Origin of the sequence: Propionibacterium sp. oral taxon 192 str. F0372, from assembly GCF_000413315.1 — a bacterium.
In the GTDB taxonomy this organism is placed as follows: Bacteria; Actinomycetota; Actinomycetes; order Propionibacteriales; family Propionibacteriaceae; genus Brooklawnia.
The window spans coordinates 780,437-798,354 of record NZ_KE340297.1 but is presented as its reverse complement, the minus strand read 5'-3'; the positions used below and the strand labels follow the sequence as shown (position 1 = coordinate 798,354).

Here is a 17,918-nt window from a genome sequence, read left to right as displayed (position 1 = left end):
GGCTGGGAACCGTGGAGATGACCGAAGCAACGATTGACAAGGATCTGCGTTCCGTTCAGCAGGCACGTGACCTGGCCGTGGCGGCCCGGGAGGCCATGCGGTCTTTCCAGTTCGCATCCCAGCAGCAGGTCGACCGTATCTGCGAAGCGATGGTGGCGGCCGCCATGCGCGAAGCTGGACGTCTGGGCCAGATGGCCCACGACGAGACCGGTTTCGGATACCCGGCCCACAAGAAGCTCAAGAACGAGTTCGCTGCCCAGGGAGTGTGGGACGACATCAAAGATGTCCCCACCTGCGGAGTGCTGCGTCGTGACGAGAAGAACAAGGTGGTGGAAATCGGTTGGCCGGTGGGTGTGCTGTGCGCGCTCACTCCGTCGACCAATCCGACCTCGACGGCGATCTACAAGATTTTGATCGCCATCAAGGCGCGTGACGCCATCGTCGTGGTTCCCCATCCCACCGCCGTGAAGTCCACCTCTGCGGCGGTGAGGGTGATGGCCGAGGCTGCCGAGGCCGCTGGCTTGCCCAAGGGAATGATCTCCTGCATGACCGAGATCTCCTTGGCCGGAACCAATGAGCTGATGCACCACTATGCGATCAACATGATCTTGGCTACTGGCGGTCCCGGCATGGTGAAGGCCGCTCACTCCACGGGCAAGCCAGCCCTGGGAGTGGGGCCCGGCAACGGACCCTGCTACGTCGACCGCACCGCCCATGTGGTGCGGGCGGCCCAGATGATCGTGGAATCGAAATCTTTCGACTGCTCCACCATCTGCGCCACCGAGCAGACCGTCATCGCCGACCGTCCGATCGCCGCACGCCTCAAGGAGGAGATGCAGGCCCGCGGGGCCCAGTTCCTCTCCAGAGAGGAGGCCGATCGGCTGGCCAAGGTGATGTTCCGGCCCAACGGGATGATGAACGCCGAGTTCGTCGGTCGCACCCCGCAGGCGCTGGGCAAGGCCGTGGGTATCGATGTCGATCCGGGGAGCCGGATCCTCGTCGTGCCGCTGGATGGAATCGGGCCGAAGCATCCGCTGTCCCGCGAGAAACTCACCACGGTGCTGGGGTGGATGGAGGCCGACGGTTGGCGGGCCGGCTGCGAACTGGCCATCGAATTGCTGAAATTCGGTGGTGACGGACACTCGCTGACCATCCACTCCCGCGATGAGGAGGCCATCATGGCCTTCGCCATCGAGAAACCGGCCTTCCGCATGATGGTCAACACCTGGGGATCGCTGGGTGGAGTCGGTTTCACCACCGGCATCCGCCCCTCGCTCACCTTGGCCCCCGGCGGTATCGGCGGGGCGTCGGTGTCGGACAACATCACCGTCGAGCACGTTCTCAACGTGAAGCGGGTCGCTTATCATCTGAACAATCCTCCTGCCGAGGCTCGCGCCCATGCAGGGATCGTTGACGGTTCGCCCACCGATGCGTCTGAGGCTGCCCCGGCCCCCTCAGACTCCCAGGTGATCGAACAGGTTGTGCAGCGGATTCTTGCGGAACTGCGGAAGTAGGAGGGTGAGTTGTGGCAGCGACGACCAGCAGCAAGCAGACGACAACCGGCCAGCAGGCATCCGGTGCGAAGCAGGCCCCGGTCACCGATGGGGAGGCACCGGTGACCAGCAAGGAAAACAAACAAGCCCCGGCACCCGCCGGGACAACGACAACAAAAGCCAAGACCTCAACAGAGGAAGAGAAAAGGAGCACTCCAGTGGCTGACATCAATATGACTGCTCTCGGCATGGTCGAGACCAAGGGTCTGATTGGCAGCATCGAGGCGGCTGACGCCATGGTCAAAGCCGCCAACGTGAAGCTGATCGGCAAGGAGCAGATCGGCGCCGGTTACGTGACCGTCATGGTCCGTGGCGACGTCGGCGCAGTGAAGGCTGCCACCGATGCCGGTGCGGCTGCCGCTGCCCGGGTTGGCGAGCTCATCTCGGTGCACGTCATCCCGCGCCCGCATTCCGACGTCGAGATCATCCTTCCTTCTCGCTGACAGGTTCTCGTGGGGGAACCAGGAGGAGGTGAAACCACATGGCTGCACAGGTGCTGACCGCCACCGACGTGAAGAACGCCGCAAGCAGCGGTGGGGTGCTGCACGCCGGACCGGGAACCCTGGTCACCGCCTTGGCAGCGGATCTGGCCAAGGATCTCGGGGTGACCATCGTGGAGGGGAACGTGCCGGTCCCGGAACCGGCGGCCTCCGTCCCGGCTCCTGCCCGGGCGGACACCACTGCCGATCGGGTCGCAGACACCGATGAACTGACCGATCGCATCCGGGCGATCGTCGCTTCGGTGATGGCCCGGGGCGAGACCGTGACTCCCGCGCCCGTCACCCGCCGCCATCCGGTCAAGCATGCGACGCAGACCGATGCGACGATGGAGCCCTTCCCCTACCCGGGACCGCCCCCGGGTATGCAGGTGCGCACCGGCGACGTGGTCACTGGCGATGACGGTGCCCCGATGGCTGCCGGGTACATGGAGATCACCGCGGGCGAGTTCCCCTGGACACTCACCTATGACGAGGTGCAGATCGTGCTTGAGGGCGAATTGCATCTCGGCGGTGATGCTGGTGGGAAGGTTGGCCGACCCGGTGACGTGCTGTACGTGCCCAAAGGCTCCAGCATCACCTTCGGCACCCCCAGCTGGGCGAAGTTTGTCTACGTGACCTTCCCCGCCAACTGGGAGGACCAGATCGGGTGATCATCACCGAGGCGGACCTCAGGTCGTGGATTCGTCACCCCCGACCGGGACAGTCAGTGACCGTTCCGGCCGGGGCGCGGCTCACGCCTTCGGCTGCTGACTTTGTGAAACAGTGGGATGTCGTGCTGATTCCCGGCGACGAACCGGGACTGGTCGCCGACGCAAGTCTTCCCCCAGACCGGAGTGCGGATCGCATTGCCGGGGCAGGTGGCCGGGTCGTGCCAGATGATCCCGGTACATTCGACGACTCCCCGCAGGGTGTCGCCCGCGCCATGCTCGGTGCCCGGCTCGCAACCGTGCATGCGACGATCCTGTTCATCCAGCGGGCCGCACACGACGAGGGCCGGGCACAGCTGTGTTCCAGCCTCGGTGCGCTCGCCGATTTCTGCTCGCTGCTCATCGCAGCCGAGGCCACGAGCCAGCTGGTCGATGGGCTCGCTGCGCCCGGCGACGACCTATCGCCGGGCGGCGAAGACTGCCCCACAACGCCACCGCCTATCGTGGGGGTCGAAGACCCGCTCCTGCAGCACCGGTTAAACCGGGTGCGCTGCGAGATCCGGGAGATCGAGGTACTGGCCCGTCAGGGCTTCGGTCCGCGCCCGTCGGCGTGGGCCATGGCGGTTCGACAGGGCCTGCACCAACTGGGCGCCGTCGTTGAATGCCTTCAGCTGGAACTGAAGGGGGACACCACCCGGTGAATGCACCTCCGGGTGCACGCCGGTGACCGGATCCGCGGTGGGCGAGGCAGCGATGCCGCGCACGCCAGAACAATATCGTGAGGAGCAAGGCATGGGACGCGCGGTCGTCTTCGGGAAGCATCTGGTGGGGGCGGTCATCCGATGGATGTGATCCAGTCCGGGCCCGTCGTCTACCTGTGCCCGACCAGAGAATGCGATCAGCTCCTGGCACTCGCCGTCGGGGTGGGCGCCCATCTCGGTGACCGCGGGCGGGTGGGAGTGTTCCGTCCCATCACCCCGAGCCCCGTTGACCCCCTCGCTGCGGCCATCGCCCAGCAGCTGGGCACCCGCATTGAGGTCGGCCCGCAGCCGGTGAGTGCTGCGGAGCTGCTGGCCGATCCGGATGCGGCGATGGCCCGGATTATCGAGGCTTGGTCACAGATCTCGGCTCGTCACGAGGCGATGGTGGTCATCGGCTCCGAGTTCGACGGGCCGCTAGCGCCTGTCGGGTTCGCCTGGCATACCCGCATTGCCGCGAATCTCGGCATTCCGCTGACCTTGGTCGTTCCCTGCGCCGGTGGCGCCCAGCGCATCAACGAACGCGTCAATGCCGCGGTCGACGAGGCCCTGCGCAATCATGCCCGGGTGGCCGGGTTCATCACTGTTCGCAGCGCCCACGACTGCCTGACCACCGAGGACCTGGGGCAGACCTGCGTCCCGGGTTTCGTCGTCGATCGGATCACCCCGCAGGGGCTGGGCCAGCGCACGGATGACTGCCCTACCGTTGACGCGACCTTGCTTGCCGGGCCCGCAGCCACCGACTGGAATACCGGGGACGTGCTCGTCGCCGACGGTGGGTTGGCCGATCTGCTGGATGTCATTGAGCCTGGTCAGACGGTGATCTGCGATGCTGCGCGTACCGATCTCGGGCTGGGCCTGGCGATTGGGCTAACCGCAGGTGGGTTCACCCACCCGGGTGCGGTCGTCATGGCAGGTGCCGGTGCCGCCGGTGAGGTGGTGCGGTTGTGGGACCGGCTGAAGGTACCGGTGCCGCTGTTGTCGACTCCTTGCGACGTGGCTGAGACCTCTGCCAGCTGTCGTGCCGCCGGTGGGTGCGCCTCCTGGTTCACTGCGGTGCAGTGTGCCGAGGCGAAGCGGATCGTCGGCGCCCAGGTGGACATCGCCTGCCTGATTTCCGCGAAGGGCGTCGTGGGCGATGACGACGTCGTCACCCCGATGATGTTCGAGCACCGGTTACTGTCGGAGGCACGCAAGGCAGACCGGCACATCGTGCTGCCCGAGGGCACCGAGGAGCGCATTCTCAAGGCCGCAGACCGGCTGGTGCGAGACCGGATCTGTCGGCTCACGCTGCTGGGTGATCCGGAGGTGATCGAGCGCCGCCAAGCCGAGTTGGGGCTGTGTCTGGATGGGGTGCAGATCATCAATCCGGCAACCAGCGAACTGCTGGATTCCTTCGCCCGCCGCTACGCCGAACTGCGGGCCAAGAAGGGGGTCACCTTCGATCAGGCCAGAATCAAGGTGGCCGACGTCTCCTATTTCGGCACGATGATGGTGCTGGAGAATCTCGCCGACGGCATGGTTTCGGGTTCGGTGAACACTACCGCCCACACCATCCGCCCGGCTCTTGAGGTGATCCGCACCGCGCCTGGCACCTCGGTGGTCTCCTCGGCCTTCCTCATGTGTCTCGCCGACCGGGTGCTGGTCTTCGGCGATTGCGCGGTGAACCCGAACCCAACCCCAGACCAGGTCGCCGACATCGCCATTTCCTCGGCGCGGACCGCCGAGCAGTTCGGCATCACCCCCAGGGTGGCGATGCTGTCCTATTCGACGGGCAGTTCCGGATCGGGCCCGGATGTGGATGCCACCGTCGAGGCGACCCGGTTGGTGCGAGAGAAGGCCCCTGATCTGCTGGTTGACGGGCCGCTGCAGTACGACGCGGCGACCACCCCATCGGTGGCGCGCACCAAGATGCCGGATTCCCCGGTGGCCGGGCGGGCGACGGTCTTCGTCTTCCCCGACCTGAAGACCGGGAATACCACCTATAAGGCGGTGCAGCGTTCGGCGAATGCCTTGGCCGTCGGGCCGGTGCTGCAGGGGTTGAATAAGCCGGTGAACGATCTGTCGCGTGGGGCATTGGTCTCCGACATCGTGAACACCGTCGCCATCACAGCGATCCAGGCGGGTATGAAGTGATGAGCCCGGGCTGGGCGGTCATCCGCGGACCGGGAGGGGTGGGGCGGTGAGCGACAAGATCCTCAGCGTCGGCATCGACGTCGGCACCTCCACCACGCAGCTGGTTTTCTCCGAGTTGACCATTGAGAACGTCGCCGGGGCTTTTGTCGTGCCGCGGGTCGAGATCGTCGGCAAAACCGTCGTTCACCGGTCAAAGATCCATATGACTCCGTTGATCAGCCCGGAGTTGATCGACGTGGAGGCGTTGCGGGCGATCGTCGAGCAGGAATATCGCAATGGCGGGTTCACCCCCGCTGATATCGGTACTGGGGCCGCGATCATCACTGGCGAGACGGCCCGCGCGGACAATGCGGCCTCGGTGCTGGAGGCGTTGTCGAGCCTGGCCGGGGAGTTCGTCGTCGCCACCGCTGGGCCGCAATTGGAATCAGTGCTCGCTGCGCGCGGGGCTGGCATCGATACGTGGTCGCGGGAACTGGTGAACCACCAGGTGATCGCCAATTTGGACATCGGCGGCGGAACGACGAATATCGCCGCCTACCAGCACGGGAAACTGCTGGGGACATCCTGTCTTGATATCGGTGGGCGGCTGGTGCGTATCACCGACGGGCGTATCTCCTACATCTCGCGGGCCACCAAGCGCCTGGCCGAGGCGAACCGGATCACGATTGAGGTTGGCGACCGCCCAGACATGGAGCGGTTGCGCGCGCTGACTAGGGTGATGGCCCGCCAGCTGGCGATGGGTATCGGTCTGGTGCCTCCCGATGAGATGCAGCCGCTGATGTACACCAACGATGGGGTGCCGCTGGCGTCGTCGATCGCCCCGAAGGTGATCTCCTTCTCCGGTGGAGTGGCTGATCTGATCGACGCCCCCGAGCTTGGCGATCCCTTCCGCTACGGGGATATCGGCCCGCTGCTGGGCCGGGCCATCGCCGAAGATTCCGCGTTTTCTCTCGTGGAACGTTTCCATGGGGTCGAGACCATCGGCGCGACGGTGGTTGGCGCCGGGGTACACACCACGGATATCTCCGGTTCGACCATCTCCTATGCGGCTGGGCTGCTGCCAATGCTCAATGTGCCGATCATCAGGATCGACGACGAGGAGACCGCCGATTCCCTCGCCTTGTCGCGAACCATCGACGAACGGTTACGCCTGCATCACCCCGATGACCCGTCGCGCAGCGTGGCCATCGCCATGACCGGTGCGGGTTTGGATTCGTTTGCCGCGGTGCAGGATCTGGCCGACGCGATCATCGCCGGCGCCCGGTCGGTGCTGGAGGGCCCGGAACCGCTGGTGGTGGTGCTGGAGCACGACCGAGCGAAGGTGCTCGGGCAGTCGCTGGCGGTGAAGCGTGGCCGCCAGGACGACCTGATCTGCATCGACGGGGTGCACACCGCTCTTGGTGATTACATCGACATCGGTCTTCCGGTTGGTGACGGTCGTGCCGTGCCGGTGGTGGTGAAGACGCTGGTTTTCAATGTTTGACTAGTGTGTGGTGATGGGAGAGTGGTGTGATGCGGTTTTGGTGTGTGGTGTTGGCGGTGGTGGGTGTGGTGTCTTTGTTGTCGGGGTGTCGGTTGTTTCAGATGGATGTCCATGAGCAGTTGGACAAGATTTTGGCTGAGATCGGCGGCAGGCAGATTGTCGCTTTGAGGGTTGGCGAGCTGGATGATGTGCCGAACACACTTGTGTCAGTCGAATGGGTTCGTGATGGCCGATTGACCTCGACATGGTTCGGCTCTGGTGAGCTGGTCACCGAGGATCGGGATCAGCCTTTCCCATCGTCTGGTCCAGTCGATCTTGACAGGTTTGGAGTGGATGCTCTTGTGGCTGAGGCTAGGGCTGTTTTCAAGGAGGAGAACTGCACGTCTACCCGGGTTGATGCCCGGGTGGGGCCGTCCGGGAAGATCGAAACCAGAGTCGACTGTGATAAGAAGGGTGAGCCCGGAATCCGGAAGTTGCATGAACGGTCGAAGCTTGATGGCCAGCCCGCGTTTCTTCCGGCTCTTGATTTCGAGTCAGCCTCCGACGTGGAAGCCTTCAAGAAAGCATACACTGACTACTTCGGTTCCGCAGAAATCCAAACCTTCTCATACGGTTTTGAAGGCGATCATAGCCTCCAAATCGGTGGACTACAGGTCACCAACACGTTAGGGGAACCCTGCCTAGCAAGAACGAGTATTAGATGGGACGAGCCCTCCACGTTATTCCCCATGTTCTGCGATGACAAGGATTTCCCCCAAGACGCGACGATCACCTTCAACCTCGACGAATATGATGCAGCAGACATCGCCGCTGCCGTGTCCGGGGTGCGGAACAACCCCAACCTCAACCAATCTGCGATGATCTCGATCGATTTCTACCAAAAAGGCAACGAGCTGTTCTGGGAAGCAGGCACCACAGACACCGGCGACATGATGAAATACTCCGACCAACTATCCGGCTACGTACCACAGAAAGCGTGAACCATTGAACGCGTGAGGTAGAATCTGTAGTTGGTGATCGGTCACCATCGAACGTGTTGTTCTCGAAAACTTATTCAGAGCTCTTCCAATCTCAGCCTTTGGTTTGCGAGCCAAACGTCGATGGCGAGACGTGAACTGTGCTGACCAGGCTTTACTTTGTCGTGAAGCACGCACAGCCCACCCAGGCTTTTCAGGCTGAATCCCGTCGTGCACTGGTCAGCAAGGAGCGCGCCAACTAGCATGTGGCTATGGTCTCGCCTGCCCTCGGATCTCAACGGGTCAGTGCACCTGCCCCGACCCTGCTTGATGTCTTCGTCCTGTGGCATCCGGATGATACAGAAGGTGAAGGCGTCTGTGATGCCTTGTTCCGGCACTACCATTCGGAGGCTTTCGCTGGACTGGCTGGGAGCGCCATCGAAGTCTATGGACGATCCCATGCCGTGACCCCTGAGCGCGACAGCCAACCTGCCCCCATCCACACAGCCGATGGCGTGATCGGGGACCCCATCCGGTTGCCGACAGAACCAGCACCCTTTTCGGCCATCCTGCGCCTATCAGGAGGAAGCCCTGCACACTTGACTTTACGTGGCCGACGGGCTTGGTGGAACTGTGGCCTTGCTCGCCACCCTTCTCAATCTGGAGTTCACGCTTCCGGTGTTGCTGCAAGCCATCAGTTCCTATAGACAGGAGTACCGGATGCCGCGATCTCGTTGACGAGATCAAAGAATTGACAACCCAAGCCTCACGGGGTTGGATGAGGATGAGACATAAGCTGATGGCAACTCGTCGCGTATCAGAACTCGCAGGTCTTGTGGTGAAAGGGCTTGTGCAGTTCCCTGCTGAACCACTATCATTCCGATGCCTTCTCTGGTCTCGCCGGGGAAGGTATCCAGGTCTTCGCTCGCAGCAAGGGATGGGATGATCCAGATGGTCTTCCGCTTCCTGTCATTGAGGATGGCCGTCAACCGGCTGCGCTGACAGTTGTCATTCCGGTTATGTCACGACAACTGGACGAGGCTGCATGTGATAAGACTACTAAATGGGGCAAGTATCTCAATAATCTCCTTCAACGGGAGAACTGCCCTCCAAGTAATACGAGATTCATCATCTGTCCAGTTTGTGCCGGTGGTGTCGAGTTGGTCTCTGATCCCTTGAAATTAATGAAAAAGAAGCAGGCCATCTGGAGGGATAGAGAGTCGATCGGGCTTGATATTGACTATGACAAGAGTGGATGCGCAGCGGATGTATCAGATCGGTATATGCTTTCTCTTGAAGTGGGACATGTTGTTGCTCGTCAAGTGACGAATGAGAGCAACGGGGAGAATGACTTGGAGCCGTTAAAAGTATTTATAAGTCATACTAGGCAGCTTGGATCTGATGCGCCTGATGTGGCTGAGCTCGTCAGGAAGGAGTTGCAAAGGACTAGATTGGGTAGGTTCTTCGACGCGGAGAGTATTCAGACTACCACGCAATGGAAAGAAAAAATTGATTCGGAGGCGTCTAAGCGAGCCCTGCTCGTGGTGCGCACGGATCATTATTCGAAACGACGCTGGACTCAGCGAGAGGTCCGGCTTGCCAAGCAGAACGAGGTCCCCATCGTTGCTCTTTCTGCCTTATCGAGCGGAGATCAGTATGGGTGCTTCATGCTCGATAATGTTCCGACGATCCCCTTCCCTGCATTCCCTGTTGGTAATGCTGATGCGATTGCGCCTCAGGAGGAAGATGCTGATGCGATTGCGCATGAGGAGGAAGATGCTGATGTTCCGCAGAGGGACGCTGTGTTGCGTGCACTTCTGCGTCTGGTTGATGAGTGCCTCAAAAAGGCGGTCTGGGAGTATACGGTGGAGGCCTACGTGAGGGCAAATTTTGACTGGGTGTCTTTGCGTGCGCCTGAGCCTACCACCATTATGGATTGGTTGCAGAAGAAGAAGCGACTTGGCGAGGATCGTCACTTGTGGGTGTTGCATCCCGATCCGCCAATCACTTCCGAGGAATGGGAAATTCTTCGAGAAATGAGCAATCTGGCAGGCTTCAAAAAATCGAAACTCACGATCGTGACACCACGAGAACTGGATACTCGTGGAGGTTCTCTTCAAATAGGATCTGATCCTCAGATTCCTGTGTCGGCTGGCAGTCTTTGTGGGGTGAGGATTGGAATCTCGGCATCGATGAGTGATGACCTGCGAAGAATGGGTATGGATGCGATGCATATGGACAGTGCTGTTGCTGAGCTTGCGCGCCATGTGTTTGTTCAAGGCGGGACTCTCGTTTATGGAGGCCGGTTGTTTGATGAGGACAAACCGCATGATCTCATGCTTGTGCTCGGCGAGGAGGCGAAGCGTTACGGTAATGGCATCAGAGATCCGAAGGAAGGGTCTGATGAGACTGAACCGGACGATACGGGATGTCGACCAGTCTTTGAAAATTTTTTTGCATGGAGTAAATATAGCAAGGAGATAGCTGATCGTCTTGACGTACTCCAGGATCGTTTCTATCCCGATGTGAAGTTCTTTGTTGCTGACCCAGATGGCAATTGCAGGGATCTAGATTCTGCTCGCGAGGTCTTGTTTAGAGGCGACTATCCTGCAGAAAATCACCCCAACCATGAGTGCTTGACTAAAATGAGAGAAGTCCTGATCAAAGAAAGCGATATTCAAATTGTTATGGGTGGTCGGTTTCATCACGATGATAAATCTGAGGATAAACTTCCCGGCATCCTGGAAGAAGTATGGATGGCGGTGAAGGCTGGGAAACCACTCTATATTGCGGGAGGGTTCGGTGGAGTGTCTCGGGTCATCGCGGAACGTCTGGGGCTCACCGACAAGACATGGCTCAGTCGGGAACGGCTGAGCAAAAAGGCCTCGGAGGTACTCGATGAACTGGAAGAGTACTGGAAAAAGGGAGGTCAAGAGCGCACCGGTCTCAATGATGAAGACCTAGGCTTGCTGGCGACGACGTCTCGCCCCAGTATTATCATGCGGCTCGTCCTCAAGGGCCAGGAAGCCGCGAAGATGACAAGCGACAACAAGGCAACGGAGAAGTGACCTCGTCGCCCACCCGGCCTCGTTCGTGGGTGAGCGTTGATGGTCAAACCTGAGGAACCTCGGGAGTGAGTCTGTAGACAGACCCGATGATCGTGGCAGCAGGAATCGCCACGAAAAGATCTCAGCGGTAGCCGTTGGGTTGGGCAGCGAAGGGCTGTGTAAAGCCAGGCTGCATGGGAACAGGCTGTGCGGGGTAGCGCGTCGTCTTCAGGAGAATTGCGCCAACTAAGCACAGCGCGAAGGCGAAGCCATACAACCACGTCGCCCAGTTCGTCATGTCACCCGAGTTGAAGAAATAGAACCCGGGTGCCACGGCACCGGCGGCGACCAGACCCACCACGGAACCGATTATTGCTACCGCTTTCGCTGCCCGACCGCCCTTGGCCAAACAGCGCGCGGCACCTGCGATGGCCAGAACAGCACCAAGAACGGCTAGCCCGAGGCTCAGGTACATCAGCAATCCCATGGCTGGATTGAAACCCATCAGTGCTTGGATGTGCTGCCAGCCGTTCCGCCAATCGGCGGGCACCATGCCTATCCCACCACCGTCCATTGGCTCCCACGTGTAGTTCCTATACCACGGGCAGAAGAACCCCACCGCCGAACCAACGATGCCGAGCAGCACCAGGACAAACCCCACGCCGGAGCGTGCCTTTCCGCCGTGGGCCGGTGAACTGACAGGTGCGGGAACCGGCTGATTGCCCCACGGGGCCGGGGCCATCTGAGGTGAGATCGCTCGCTGTGGGTAAGGGGCCTGCTGTTGTGGCCATGACGCCTGTGACTGCGGGTAATACATCTGTTGCTGCGGTGGATGGGGCATTTGTGTGGGTTGGTTTCCCCATTGAGGTTGTGGGGCTTGCGTCGGTGCAGGTGGTCCGGGAATAAAGCCCGGGTGGGAAGGATGCTGCATGACGAAAGCTTACGGTGCAGCCGTCCTGGTGTTCGTGGTGGGGTATGGATCGGCTACCGCGGGTGATTGGCCTTAGCACGCGCCACTCGGTATGGGTTCAGCATGAGAAATGGGGCCGGGTATCCATCGTGGATGCCCGACCCCATCTCATGGGTGTGTGTGGCTCACTTGGGTTCGGGAGTCAGGAACCTGATCACTGGTAGGGGTGCTGATATCCGGCTTCGTTCTGCGCCGCTGTGGTGATGCGACACAGATCAGACCCCACCCGCACCTCACTGGTCCAGGTCTGCTACGACCTACCTCCTCAGCGGAACTGCTAACTGCTCGGGGCAGGCGGAATGTATTGCGTATCGTGTTCCAGAAGGTACTGCATGGCAGATGCGTCAATGACCGGGTGAGAGAAAACGATGACCCGGCGCTCATGTCGACCCGCAGCGAACATGCGGCTCCACCACGCGGCATCGCGGATCCTGTTCCGTTGGAGAGCGCGCTTGGTGGGTTTGATGACGAACTCGGAGTCAGTGATCCAAGCGGCTTGGATCTCGTGCCAGGACAACCGCCAACCGCTGAAGCCCAGTTGTTCCACGCCGTCGGCAGTCACGGACAGGCGAACCCGTGAACGTACCACGTACATCAACCCGAACAGTCCCCAGGTCACGACGATAGCCAGTGTGAAGATGTTGCCCCACGTGAAGGATCGGACCAGAATCTGAAGAACTCTCACGAGAGCGATGGCGGCGCAGACCAGACCAATCCCTCCCAGAATAAGGACGCGAGGGTACGTGGCGCGAATCATGCTCGGCGACCCCGCCGTCGGTCAATCCTGTCCTGCAGTGCGGAGCTTCGTTCCTGCAGAACCTTTCCTCTGGCCAGCAACTGCTCCTGCACATCGTCGAAACCCAACCGCGACTGGATCCCGGTGACGAGGGTACGGGCGAATGGACTGTCCTGCGCCAAGAGCGCAGTCAACGCTTCGGTGAATGCGGCTTCCAAACTGGCCCTCGTTGTCTTGTTGAGGCCGGTCCGTGAGGACAAGCGAACTGTGACCTGGGGGCTCGATTCCAGTGTGACCCATCCCAACGAATCCGTTGAGGAATGGTGCTCTTTCTCGAATCCTGAAATGGATGGATTCTGCTTGTCCGAGTTACTGAAGTTCTTCATTGCTTTTCTATTCACCTTCTCCTGTGGGAATGGGCGGCGGATAGCCGACGGGATCCCACTACCAACGTTTCATCACCGTCTCCGGTCCTGACCAGCGAGGCGGTAGCCGTTGGGCTGGGCGGTGGTGAAGGGCTGTGCAAAGCCAGGCTGCATAGAAACAGGCTGTGCGGGGTAATGCGCTATCTTCAGGAGAATTTCTCCGACCGTGCACAGCACGAGGGCGACGCAGTGCAGCCATATCGCCCAACTCGTCGTGCTAACCGAGCTGAGAAAGTAGAACGCGGGTGCCGCGGCGCCGGCGATGAACAGCATCACCCCGTACCCGCTTACCACTGCCGTTTTCACTCCCTGGCTGCTCTTGGTCAGACAGCGCGCGGCGCTTACGATGGCCAGAACAGCACCAACAAGGGCCAGCCCGAGGCTCAGGTACATCAGCAATCCCAGTGCCAGGCTGGAATCCATCAACGCGTGGACGACCTGCCAGCCGTTCTGCCAATCGGAGATCACCATGTCTCCTATCCTGCCTTCCGTGGTCTGCCACGTGTAGCTTTGTACCACGGGCAGGAGAACCCCACCACCGAACCAATGAGACCGAGCAGCACCAGGATAAACCCTAAAACGGAGCGTGCTTTTTGCGGTGCATGGGGCATTTGTGCGGGTTGGTTTCCCCACTGAGGTTGAGGGGCCTGCGCCGGTGCAGGTGGTCCGGGATTAAAGCCCGGGTGGGAAGGATGCTGCATGACGAAAGATTACGGCACAGTCTGTTTGGTGTTCGCGGTGGGTTATGGATCGGCTACCGCGGGTAATCGACCTCAGCACGCGCCACTCGGTATGGGTTCAGCATGAGAAATGGGGCCGGGTATCCATCGTGGATGCCCGACCCCATCTCATGGGTGCGTGTGGCTCACTTGGGGTCGGGAGTCAGGAACTTGATCACTGCGAAGGCGAGTCCGCCACCGATGAGCTGCATCAGGATGAACATCAGAACAGAGCTCGGAGCGATGCCGCACAGGCTGTCAGTGAAGATACGCCCGAAGGTCACCGCCGGGTTTGCGAAGGACGTCGAGGAGGTAAAGAAGATCGCACCCAGGATGTAGAAGCCGACGGCCAGCGGCACGTACTGGCCATTTCCCGCACGACCGGTGACGAAGACCACCAGCATCAGACCGAAGGTCGCGACCACCTCGCCGATCCACAAGCCGGGAGTATTGCGGGCTGTCGTGGAGATCTCCACTGCAGGCAACGAGAACATCAACTGGGTCACCACGGCACCGACGAAGGCACCCGCCAGCTGAGCCACGATGTAAGCGCCGATCTCACCCCACTTGGCATTCTTCGGGTCGAGCAGCCCACCGATGATCGACACCACCGGATTGAAAGACGCCCCGGAGATCGGGCCGAACAGCCAGATCAGGGCGGTCAGCACCGGGCCAGTACACACCGCCACGACGAGGACCTGGATTCCGAGATCAGCGAAGGGAGTCTTGTTGGCAATCTGGAGTGCCTGAGCCTGGGCGCCCGAGCCGATAATTACGGCAAGCAGGAGAGCGGTACCGATGAACTCTGCGGCCAGGCGCTTGACCAAACTCGGTCCGGCGGCCACGGTTTCGTCAGCCATTTTTTCCACCATTCTTCGACAAGCGCACAAGTGCGCGACGGTTCAGACGCAACATCGCGTCGATGCTCTGATGTTAGGGCAGCTTGCCGGAAGTCCAGAAGTCCTCTGCAGCGCAAGACGCAGTTTTGTGCACCAACAGGGCGGTTTTGTGAAGGAAATCCGGACCTACGGGCAGCGTGGCCAATCGCCGGGTACCCAACGGGTGTGGTGCCCGCAGGCAGCGAAATGCAGTTCACGGCCCCGAAACCACAAGGTCACAAGGCTGTTCATAGCTCACAAAGCAGCGATCATGATGCGCTCAAGATCGCTCGCATCCACCTTAGCCGGGTTGGTTCTGGTACAGGTGTCGGCCAGGGCCGCCCCGGTGATCTCAGATGCGATCCGCACGACGTCGCGGTCCACCCCAGCCTCGGTCAGCCGAGCCGGAATGTCCAGGGCCCGGTTCAATTTCTCGATCCGCGCGATGAGCGTGGAAATCGCAGCCCGCCCCGTTGACGAGGGAGAGACAATCCGCCCCAGCTGCGCATAGCGGGCGGCAGCGTGCTCGGAATGCTCGGCGTTGAAGGAGATCACGTGTGGCAGCAGGATCGCGTTCAGCCGCCCGTGGGCCACCGGGTAGTGGGAGCCGACGGCATGCGAAATCGAATGCACGATCCCCAGCCCGACATTGTCGAAGGCCGCTGCAGCGAGGGTGGATGCATTGTGCATGTGGGTGCGGGCGGCTAGATCACCACCATTGCGGTAGCACCTCTCCAGATTCTCGAAGACCAACCGCACGGCCTTCTCCGACAAGGCATCGGAGAAATCGCAGGCCCCCGAGGAAACATGCGCCTCGACGGCATGGGTCAACACATCCATGCCGGAATCTGCGGTGGTCCGTGGCGGGCACCCGGCGACGGCCGTGGGATCCAGGATCGCCAACTTGGCGACGAGGTCAGGGGAGACCAATGCCGTCTTGGCATGGGTGGCGTCGTCGGTGATTACTGCATAGGAGGTCACCTCAGAACCGGACCCGGACGTGGTGGGGATCGCGATCAACCCGCCGGGAGCTGCCATGCCGTGTTCGGTGGTGATCATGTGGATCGCCTTGGCGGTGTCCATCGCCGAACCACCGCCGTAGGCGATGATCACAAACGGCTCACAGACCACGGCCAACTGAGTCCCCTCTGCGACGAGAGAGGTCGTCGGATTGGGCAGCACCTTGTCGAAGACGACGACTTCGCCCAGATGAGCACGCACCTGGGCGAAATGCTCGGTTGTGGCAAGGAAGGAATCGGTGACGATCAGGGCACGCTTGTCCCGGTACTCGTCGAGCGCGGTGAGGGCGTCGGCGCCCATTCGCACGCGGGTGTTCAGGTGGAAGTTCTCCATCAGGCAACCTCTTCGGTGTACTTGTCACGGTATTCGCCGGGAGTCATGCCCGTTTGTTTCTTGAAGACCCGGGAGAAGTAGTTCTCTGGGCGGAAACCGAGCTGATTGGCGATGCGGGAAACGGGTCTGGTGGTGTGAACGAGCATGAGCTTCGCCTTTTCCAGTCGTTTGTCCTTGACGAACTGGATGAAGGAAAGACCGGTCTCGTCTTTGAACCGCCGGGAGAAATGGGATTCCGACCAGTTGAGGTATTCGGCGGCCTTGCCGACGGTGAGGAAACTCGTCGGATCCTTCTCGATCTCGTTAATGAGGGTGGCCACCGAACGATCCTGATCGGCGAGATCGGGCTCCATCAGATTGTGCATCTTCACCAACAACCGCTCGCAATACACTTGACACTCGTAGCGGTTGATGGCGCCGTGGCGCCTGGCCCGGTTGCTCGTCACCATGCGGGAGATCTCCCCGGCGACCATCGGCCCGTCCGTCCTCGCCAACCCGATGATGGCATCCTCGAACCCGGTGAGTTGACTGGGTTTGATTTTCATCGACCAGTGGGGGAGCACGTCGTCGAGGAAACGGCTCAGCATGTCCAGGTTCCCCGAGATGTTGCGCTCCATCAGATTGCGCAGCATCTCGTCCTGATCGATCAATGGTTTCGGATGGGGGGTCGCGATGTGGTTGAGCGCTGGCAGGCCATCTACCTCGAACAGCTGCGGTTCCCCGGTGCCATGATCCGTGCTCGCCGTCTGCCGGGCCGCCCCCAAATGAGCGCCGAATCGGGTGTGCACTGTGCCGGGGGAGACCCCCAGGGCTTGGTTAGTGAGCTGGATCAACTGGTCGGCCACTTGATAGAGGCGATCGACATGCACCACGTTGATCTGCTGCATGAGCTTTTCGGCATCGTCGCCAGCCACCTGCAGCTGACGGTTCAACTCCCCCATCGCCTCTGCCTGCTGCTCCCGGGAGTTCAGCACTTGACCAGCGAGAATGGCCCCGATGTAGGAATCGCCGACGAGGATCGGGATGGAGAAATCGACCAGCCCGGCGTGGCATTTGTAGACGATCGGGCGTCCTTCGATCGCGGCCTGCAGCCCGCCGTGCGCGTCGCAAGACATGCATAGCTTGCGGATCCGCGGATCCCTGCGCAGCAGCTGGCAGAAGCCTGAGAACTGGGAGCCGTTGGTTACCGGGGTGCCCACCGAGTCGACCATGATGATCGCCAGCCCGGTTTCGGCGGCCATCTCATCTTGGATTCGTTGCAGATCGGCGGAATCCACCAGGGAGCGCAGGTCTGGGCTGGCCAGACTCGGATGAAGAGCAACTACTTTGCGCATTCCAGCACCTCGACCAGATCGTCGATTCCCTCACCGGTGATGGAATCCACAACGAAGACACGGTCAACCCCGCCCTGTTGCAGTTTCCATTCGGTCATCTCGAGCTGTTCGGGGGTGGCAAGTGATTTCTTGGTGACCACGCCGGTCACCGGTCGGGGGAAGGTGGTCGCGATCCCAGGTGGGATGCGCAGGTCGTGATCGGTTGGATCCGCCAGCAGTAACACCCGGTCGACGTTGTTGGAACTGATCCGCAGGGCAGACCAGTAGACGCGGTGGTCGAAATACTCCCCAGGGGTGTCGGTGATCTCCTCCCCGGCCTGGATCGACTGGGTCTTCGCGTATTCGATGGGCATTCCCGACAGACGCTGGGTGAGCGTCGTCTTCCCGGCGCCGATGCTTCCGGTGAGCAGGATCTTGTACATG

17 protein-coding genes are annotated in these 17,918 nt (G+C 60.9%); 9 read left to right on the top strand and 8 right to left on the bottom strand.

Annotation, left to right across the window (positions count from 1 at the left end; all coding sequences use genetic code 11):
• The first annotated feature begins 17 nt into the window (after positions 1 to 17).
• From HMPREF1531_RS03660 to HMPREF1531_RS03620, 9 genes are all read left to right on the top strand, one after another.
• The gene (locus HMPREF1531_RS03660; protein ID WP_016668556.1) at positions 18 to 1,514 is read left to right on the top strand and encodes an aldehyde dehydrogenase family protein; all 1,497 of its coding nucleotides are present in this window, start codon (positions 18 to 20) and stop codon (positions 1,512 to 1,514) included.
• 206 nt (positions 1,515 to 1,720) lie between these two features.
• A complete protein-coding gene (gene eutM, locus HMPREF1531_RS13550) occupies positions 1,721 to 1,996 on the top strand; it encodes an ethanolamine utilization microcompartment protein EutM (protein ID WP_232210260.1) in 276 nt (91 codons plus the stop codon).
• Between the two features lie 38 nt (positions 1,997 to 2,034).
• On the top strand, positions 2,035 to 2,703 hold the full coding sequence (locus tag HMPREF1531_RS14065) for a cupin domain-containing protein (RefSeq protein ID WP_016668554.1): 669 nt from the start codon (positions 2,035 to 2,037) through the stop codon (positions 2,701 to 2,703).
• Between the two features lie 56 nt (positions 2,704 to 2,759).
• Positions 2,760 to 3,401 (top strand): hypothetical protein, encoded by a 642-nt coding sequence (locus HMPREF1531_RS03645; protein ID WP_156860160.1) that lies wholly within the window; start codon positions 2,760 to 2,762, stop codon positions 3,399 to 3,401.
• 22 nt (positions 3,402 to 3,423) lie between these two features.
• On the top strand, positions 3,424 to 3,552 hold the full coding sequence (locus HMPREF1531_RS14270; RefSeq protein WP_269593234.1) for a hypothetical protein: 129 nt from the start codon (positions 3,424 to 3,426) through the stop codon (positions 3,550 to 3,552).
• Positions 3,543 to 5,594 carry a phosphate acetyltransferase gene (gene pta / locus HMPREF1531_RS03640; RefSeq protein ID WP_016668552.1) on the top strand — a complete coding sequence of 684 codons (2,052 nt, stop codon included), beginning with the start codon at positions 3,543 to 3,545 and terminating at the stop codon, positions 5,592 to 5,594. Before HMPREF1531_RS14270 ends, pta begins: the two co-directional genes overlap by 10 nt.
• A gap of 46 nt (positions 5,595 to 5,640) precedes the next feature.
• Positions 5,641 to 7,077, top strand: a complete 1,437-nt coding sequence (locus HMPREF1531_RS03635) for an ethanolamine ammonia-lyase reactivating factor EutA (RefSeq protein WP_016668551.1) — start codon at positions 5,641 to 5,643, stop codon at positions 7,075 to 7,077.
• 329 nt (positions 7,078 to 7,406) lie between these two features.
• The gene (locus tag HMPREF1531_RS03630; RefSeq protein ID WP_156860159.1) at positions 7,407 to 8,057 is read left to right on the top strand and encodes a hypothetical protein; all 651 of its coding nucleotides are present in this window, start codon (positions 7,407 to 7,409) and stop codon (positions 8,055 to 8,057) included.
• Between the two features lie 824 nt (positions 8,058 to 8,881).
• The gene (locus tag HMPREF1531_RS03620; RefSeq protein ID WP_084669260.1) at positions 8,882 to 11,101 is read left to right on the top strand and encodes a TIR domain-containing protein; all 2,220 of its coding nucleotides are present in this window, start codon (positions 8,882 to 8,884) and stop codon (positions 11,099 to 11,101) included.
• A 121-nt stretch (positions 11,102 to 11,222) separates the two neighbouring features.
• On the opposite strand, the gene HMPREF1531_RS03615 is transcribed toward HMPREF1531_RS03620, so the two are convergent.
• The 8 genes from HMPREF1531_RS03615 to HMPREF1531_RS03580 form a co-directional block, all read right to left on the bottom strand.
• The gene (locus tag HMPREF1531_RS03615) at positions 11,223 to 11,921 is read right to left on the bottom strand and encodes a hypothetical protein (protein WP_156860158.1); all 699 of its coding nucleotides are present in this window, start codon (positions 11,919 to 11,921) and stop codon (positions 11,223 to 11,225) included.
• 406 nt (positions 11,922 to 12,327) lie between these two features.
• A complete protein-coding gene (locus tag HMPREF1531_RS03610; RefSeq protein WP_198010978.1) occupies positions 12,328 to 12,669 on the bottom strand; it encodes a hypothetical protein in 342 nt (113 codons plus the stop codon).
• 134 nt (positions 12,670 to 12,803) lie between these two features.
• On the bottom strand, positions 12,804 to 13,172 hold the full coding sequence (locus HMPREF1531_RS03605; RefSeq protein ID WP_016668545.1) for a hypothetical protein: 369 nt from the start codon (positions 13,170 to 13,172) through the stop codon (positions 12,804 to 12,806).
• Positions 13,173 to 13,244: 72 nt separating this feature from the next.
• On the bottom strand, positions 13,245 to 13,682 hold the full coding sequence (locus tag HMPREF1531_RS03600) for a hypothetical protein (RefSeq protein ID WP_016668544.1): 438 nt from the start codon (positions 13,680 to 13,682) through the stop codon (positions 13,245 to 13,247).
• 394 nt (positions 13,683 to 14,076) lie between these two features.
• The gene (locus HMPREF1531_RS03595) at positions 14,077 to 14,790 is read right to left on the bottom strand and encodes an MIP/aquaporin family protein (protein WP_016668543.1); all 714 of its coding nucleotides are present in this window, start codon (positions 14,788 to 14,790) and stop codon (positions 14,077 to 14,079) included.
• Between the two features lie 273 nt (positions 14,791 to 15,063).
• Positions 15,064 to 16,161, bottom strand: a complete 1,098-nt coding sequence (locus HMPREF1531_RS03590) for a 1-propanol dehydrogenase PduQ (protein ID WP_016668542.1) — start codon at positions 16,159 to 16,161, stop codon at positions 15,064 to 15,066.
• Positions 16,161 to 17,495 (bottom strand): PocR ligand-binding domain-containing protein, encoded by a 1,335-nt coding sequence (locus tag HMPREF1531_RS03585; protein WP_016668541.1) that lies wholly within the window; start codon positions 17,493 to 17,495, stop codon positions 16,161 to 16,163. The genes HMPREF1531_RS03590 and HMPREF1531_RS03585 overlap by 1 nt, the downstream gene beginning before the upstream one ends.
• Positions 17,483 to 17,917, bottom strand: coding sequence for a EutP/PduV family microcompartment system protein (locus HMPREF1531_RS03580; RefSeq protein ID WP_016668540.1), 435 nt, complete (start codon positions 17,915 to 17,917; stop codon positions 17,483 to 17,485). Before HMPREF1531_RS03580 ends, HMPREF1531_RS03585 begins: the two co-directional genes overlap by 13 nt.
• Position 17,918: the final 1 nt, after the last annotated feature.

Coding starts and splice junctions, on each gene's coding strand:
- HMPREF1531_RS03660 (WP_016668556.1), top strand. CDS start 18: ATGACCGAAGCAACGATTGACAAGGATCTGCGTTCCGTTCAGCAGGCA.
- HMPREF1531_RS14065 (WP_016668554.1), top strand. CDS start 2,035: ATGGCTGCACAGGTGCTGACCGCCACCGACGTGAAGAACGCCGCAAGC.
- pta (WP_016668552.1), top strand. CDS start 3,543: ATGGATGTGATCCAGTCCGGGCCCGTCGTCTACCTGTGCCCGACCAGA.
- HMPREF1531_RS03615 (WP_156860158.1), bottom strand. CDS start 11,921: ATGCCCCATCCACCGCAGCAACAGATGTATTACCCGCAGTCACAGGCG.
- HMPREF1531_RS03605 (WP_016668545.1), bottom strand. CDS start 13,172: ATGAAGAACTTCAGTAACTCGGACAAGCAGAATCCATCCATTTCAGGA.
- HMPREF1531_RS03600 (WP_016668544.1), bottom strand. CDS start 13,682: ATGGTGATCTCCGATTGGCAGAACGGCTGGCAGGTCGTCCACGCGTTG.
- HMPREF1531_RS03595 (WP_016668543.1), bottom strand. CDS start 14,790: ATGGCTGACGAAACCGTGGCCGCCGGACCGAGTTTGGTCAAGCGCCTG.
- HMPREF1531_RS03590 (WP_016668542.1), bottom strand. CDS start 16,161: ATGGAGAACTTCCACCTGAACACCCGCGTGCGAATGGGCGCCGACGCC.
- HMPREF1531_RS03585 (WP_016668541.1), bottom strand. CDS start 17,495: ATGCGCAAAGTAGTTGCTCTTCATCCGAGTCTGGCCAGCCCAGACCTG.
- HMPREF1531_RS03580 (WP_016668540.1), bottom strand. CDS start 17,917: ATGTACAAGATCCTGCTCACCGGAAGCATCGGCGCCGGGAAGACGACG.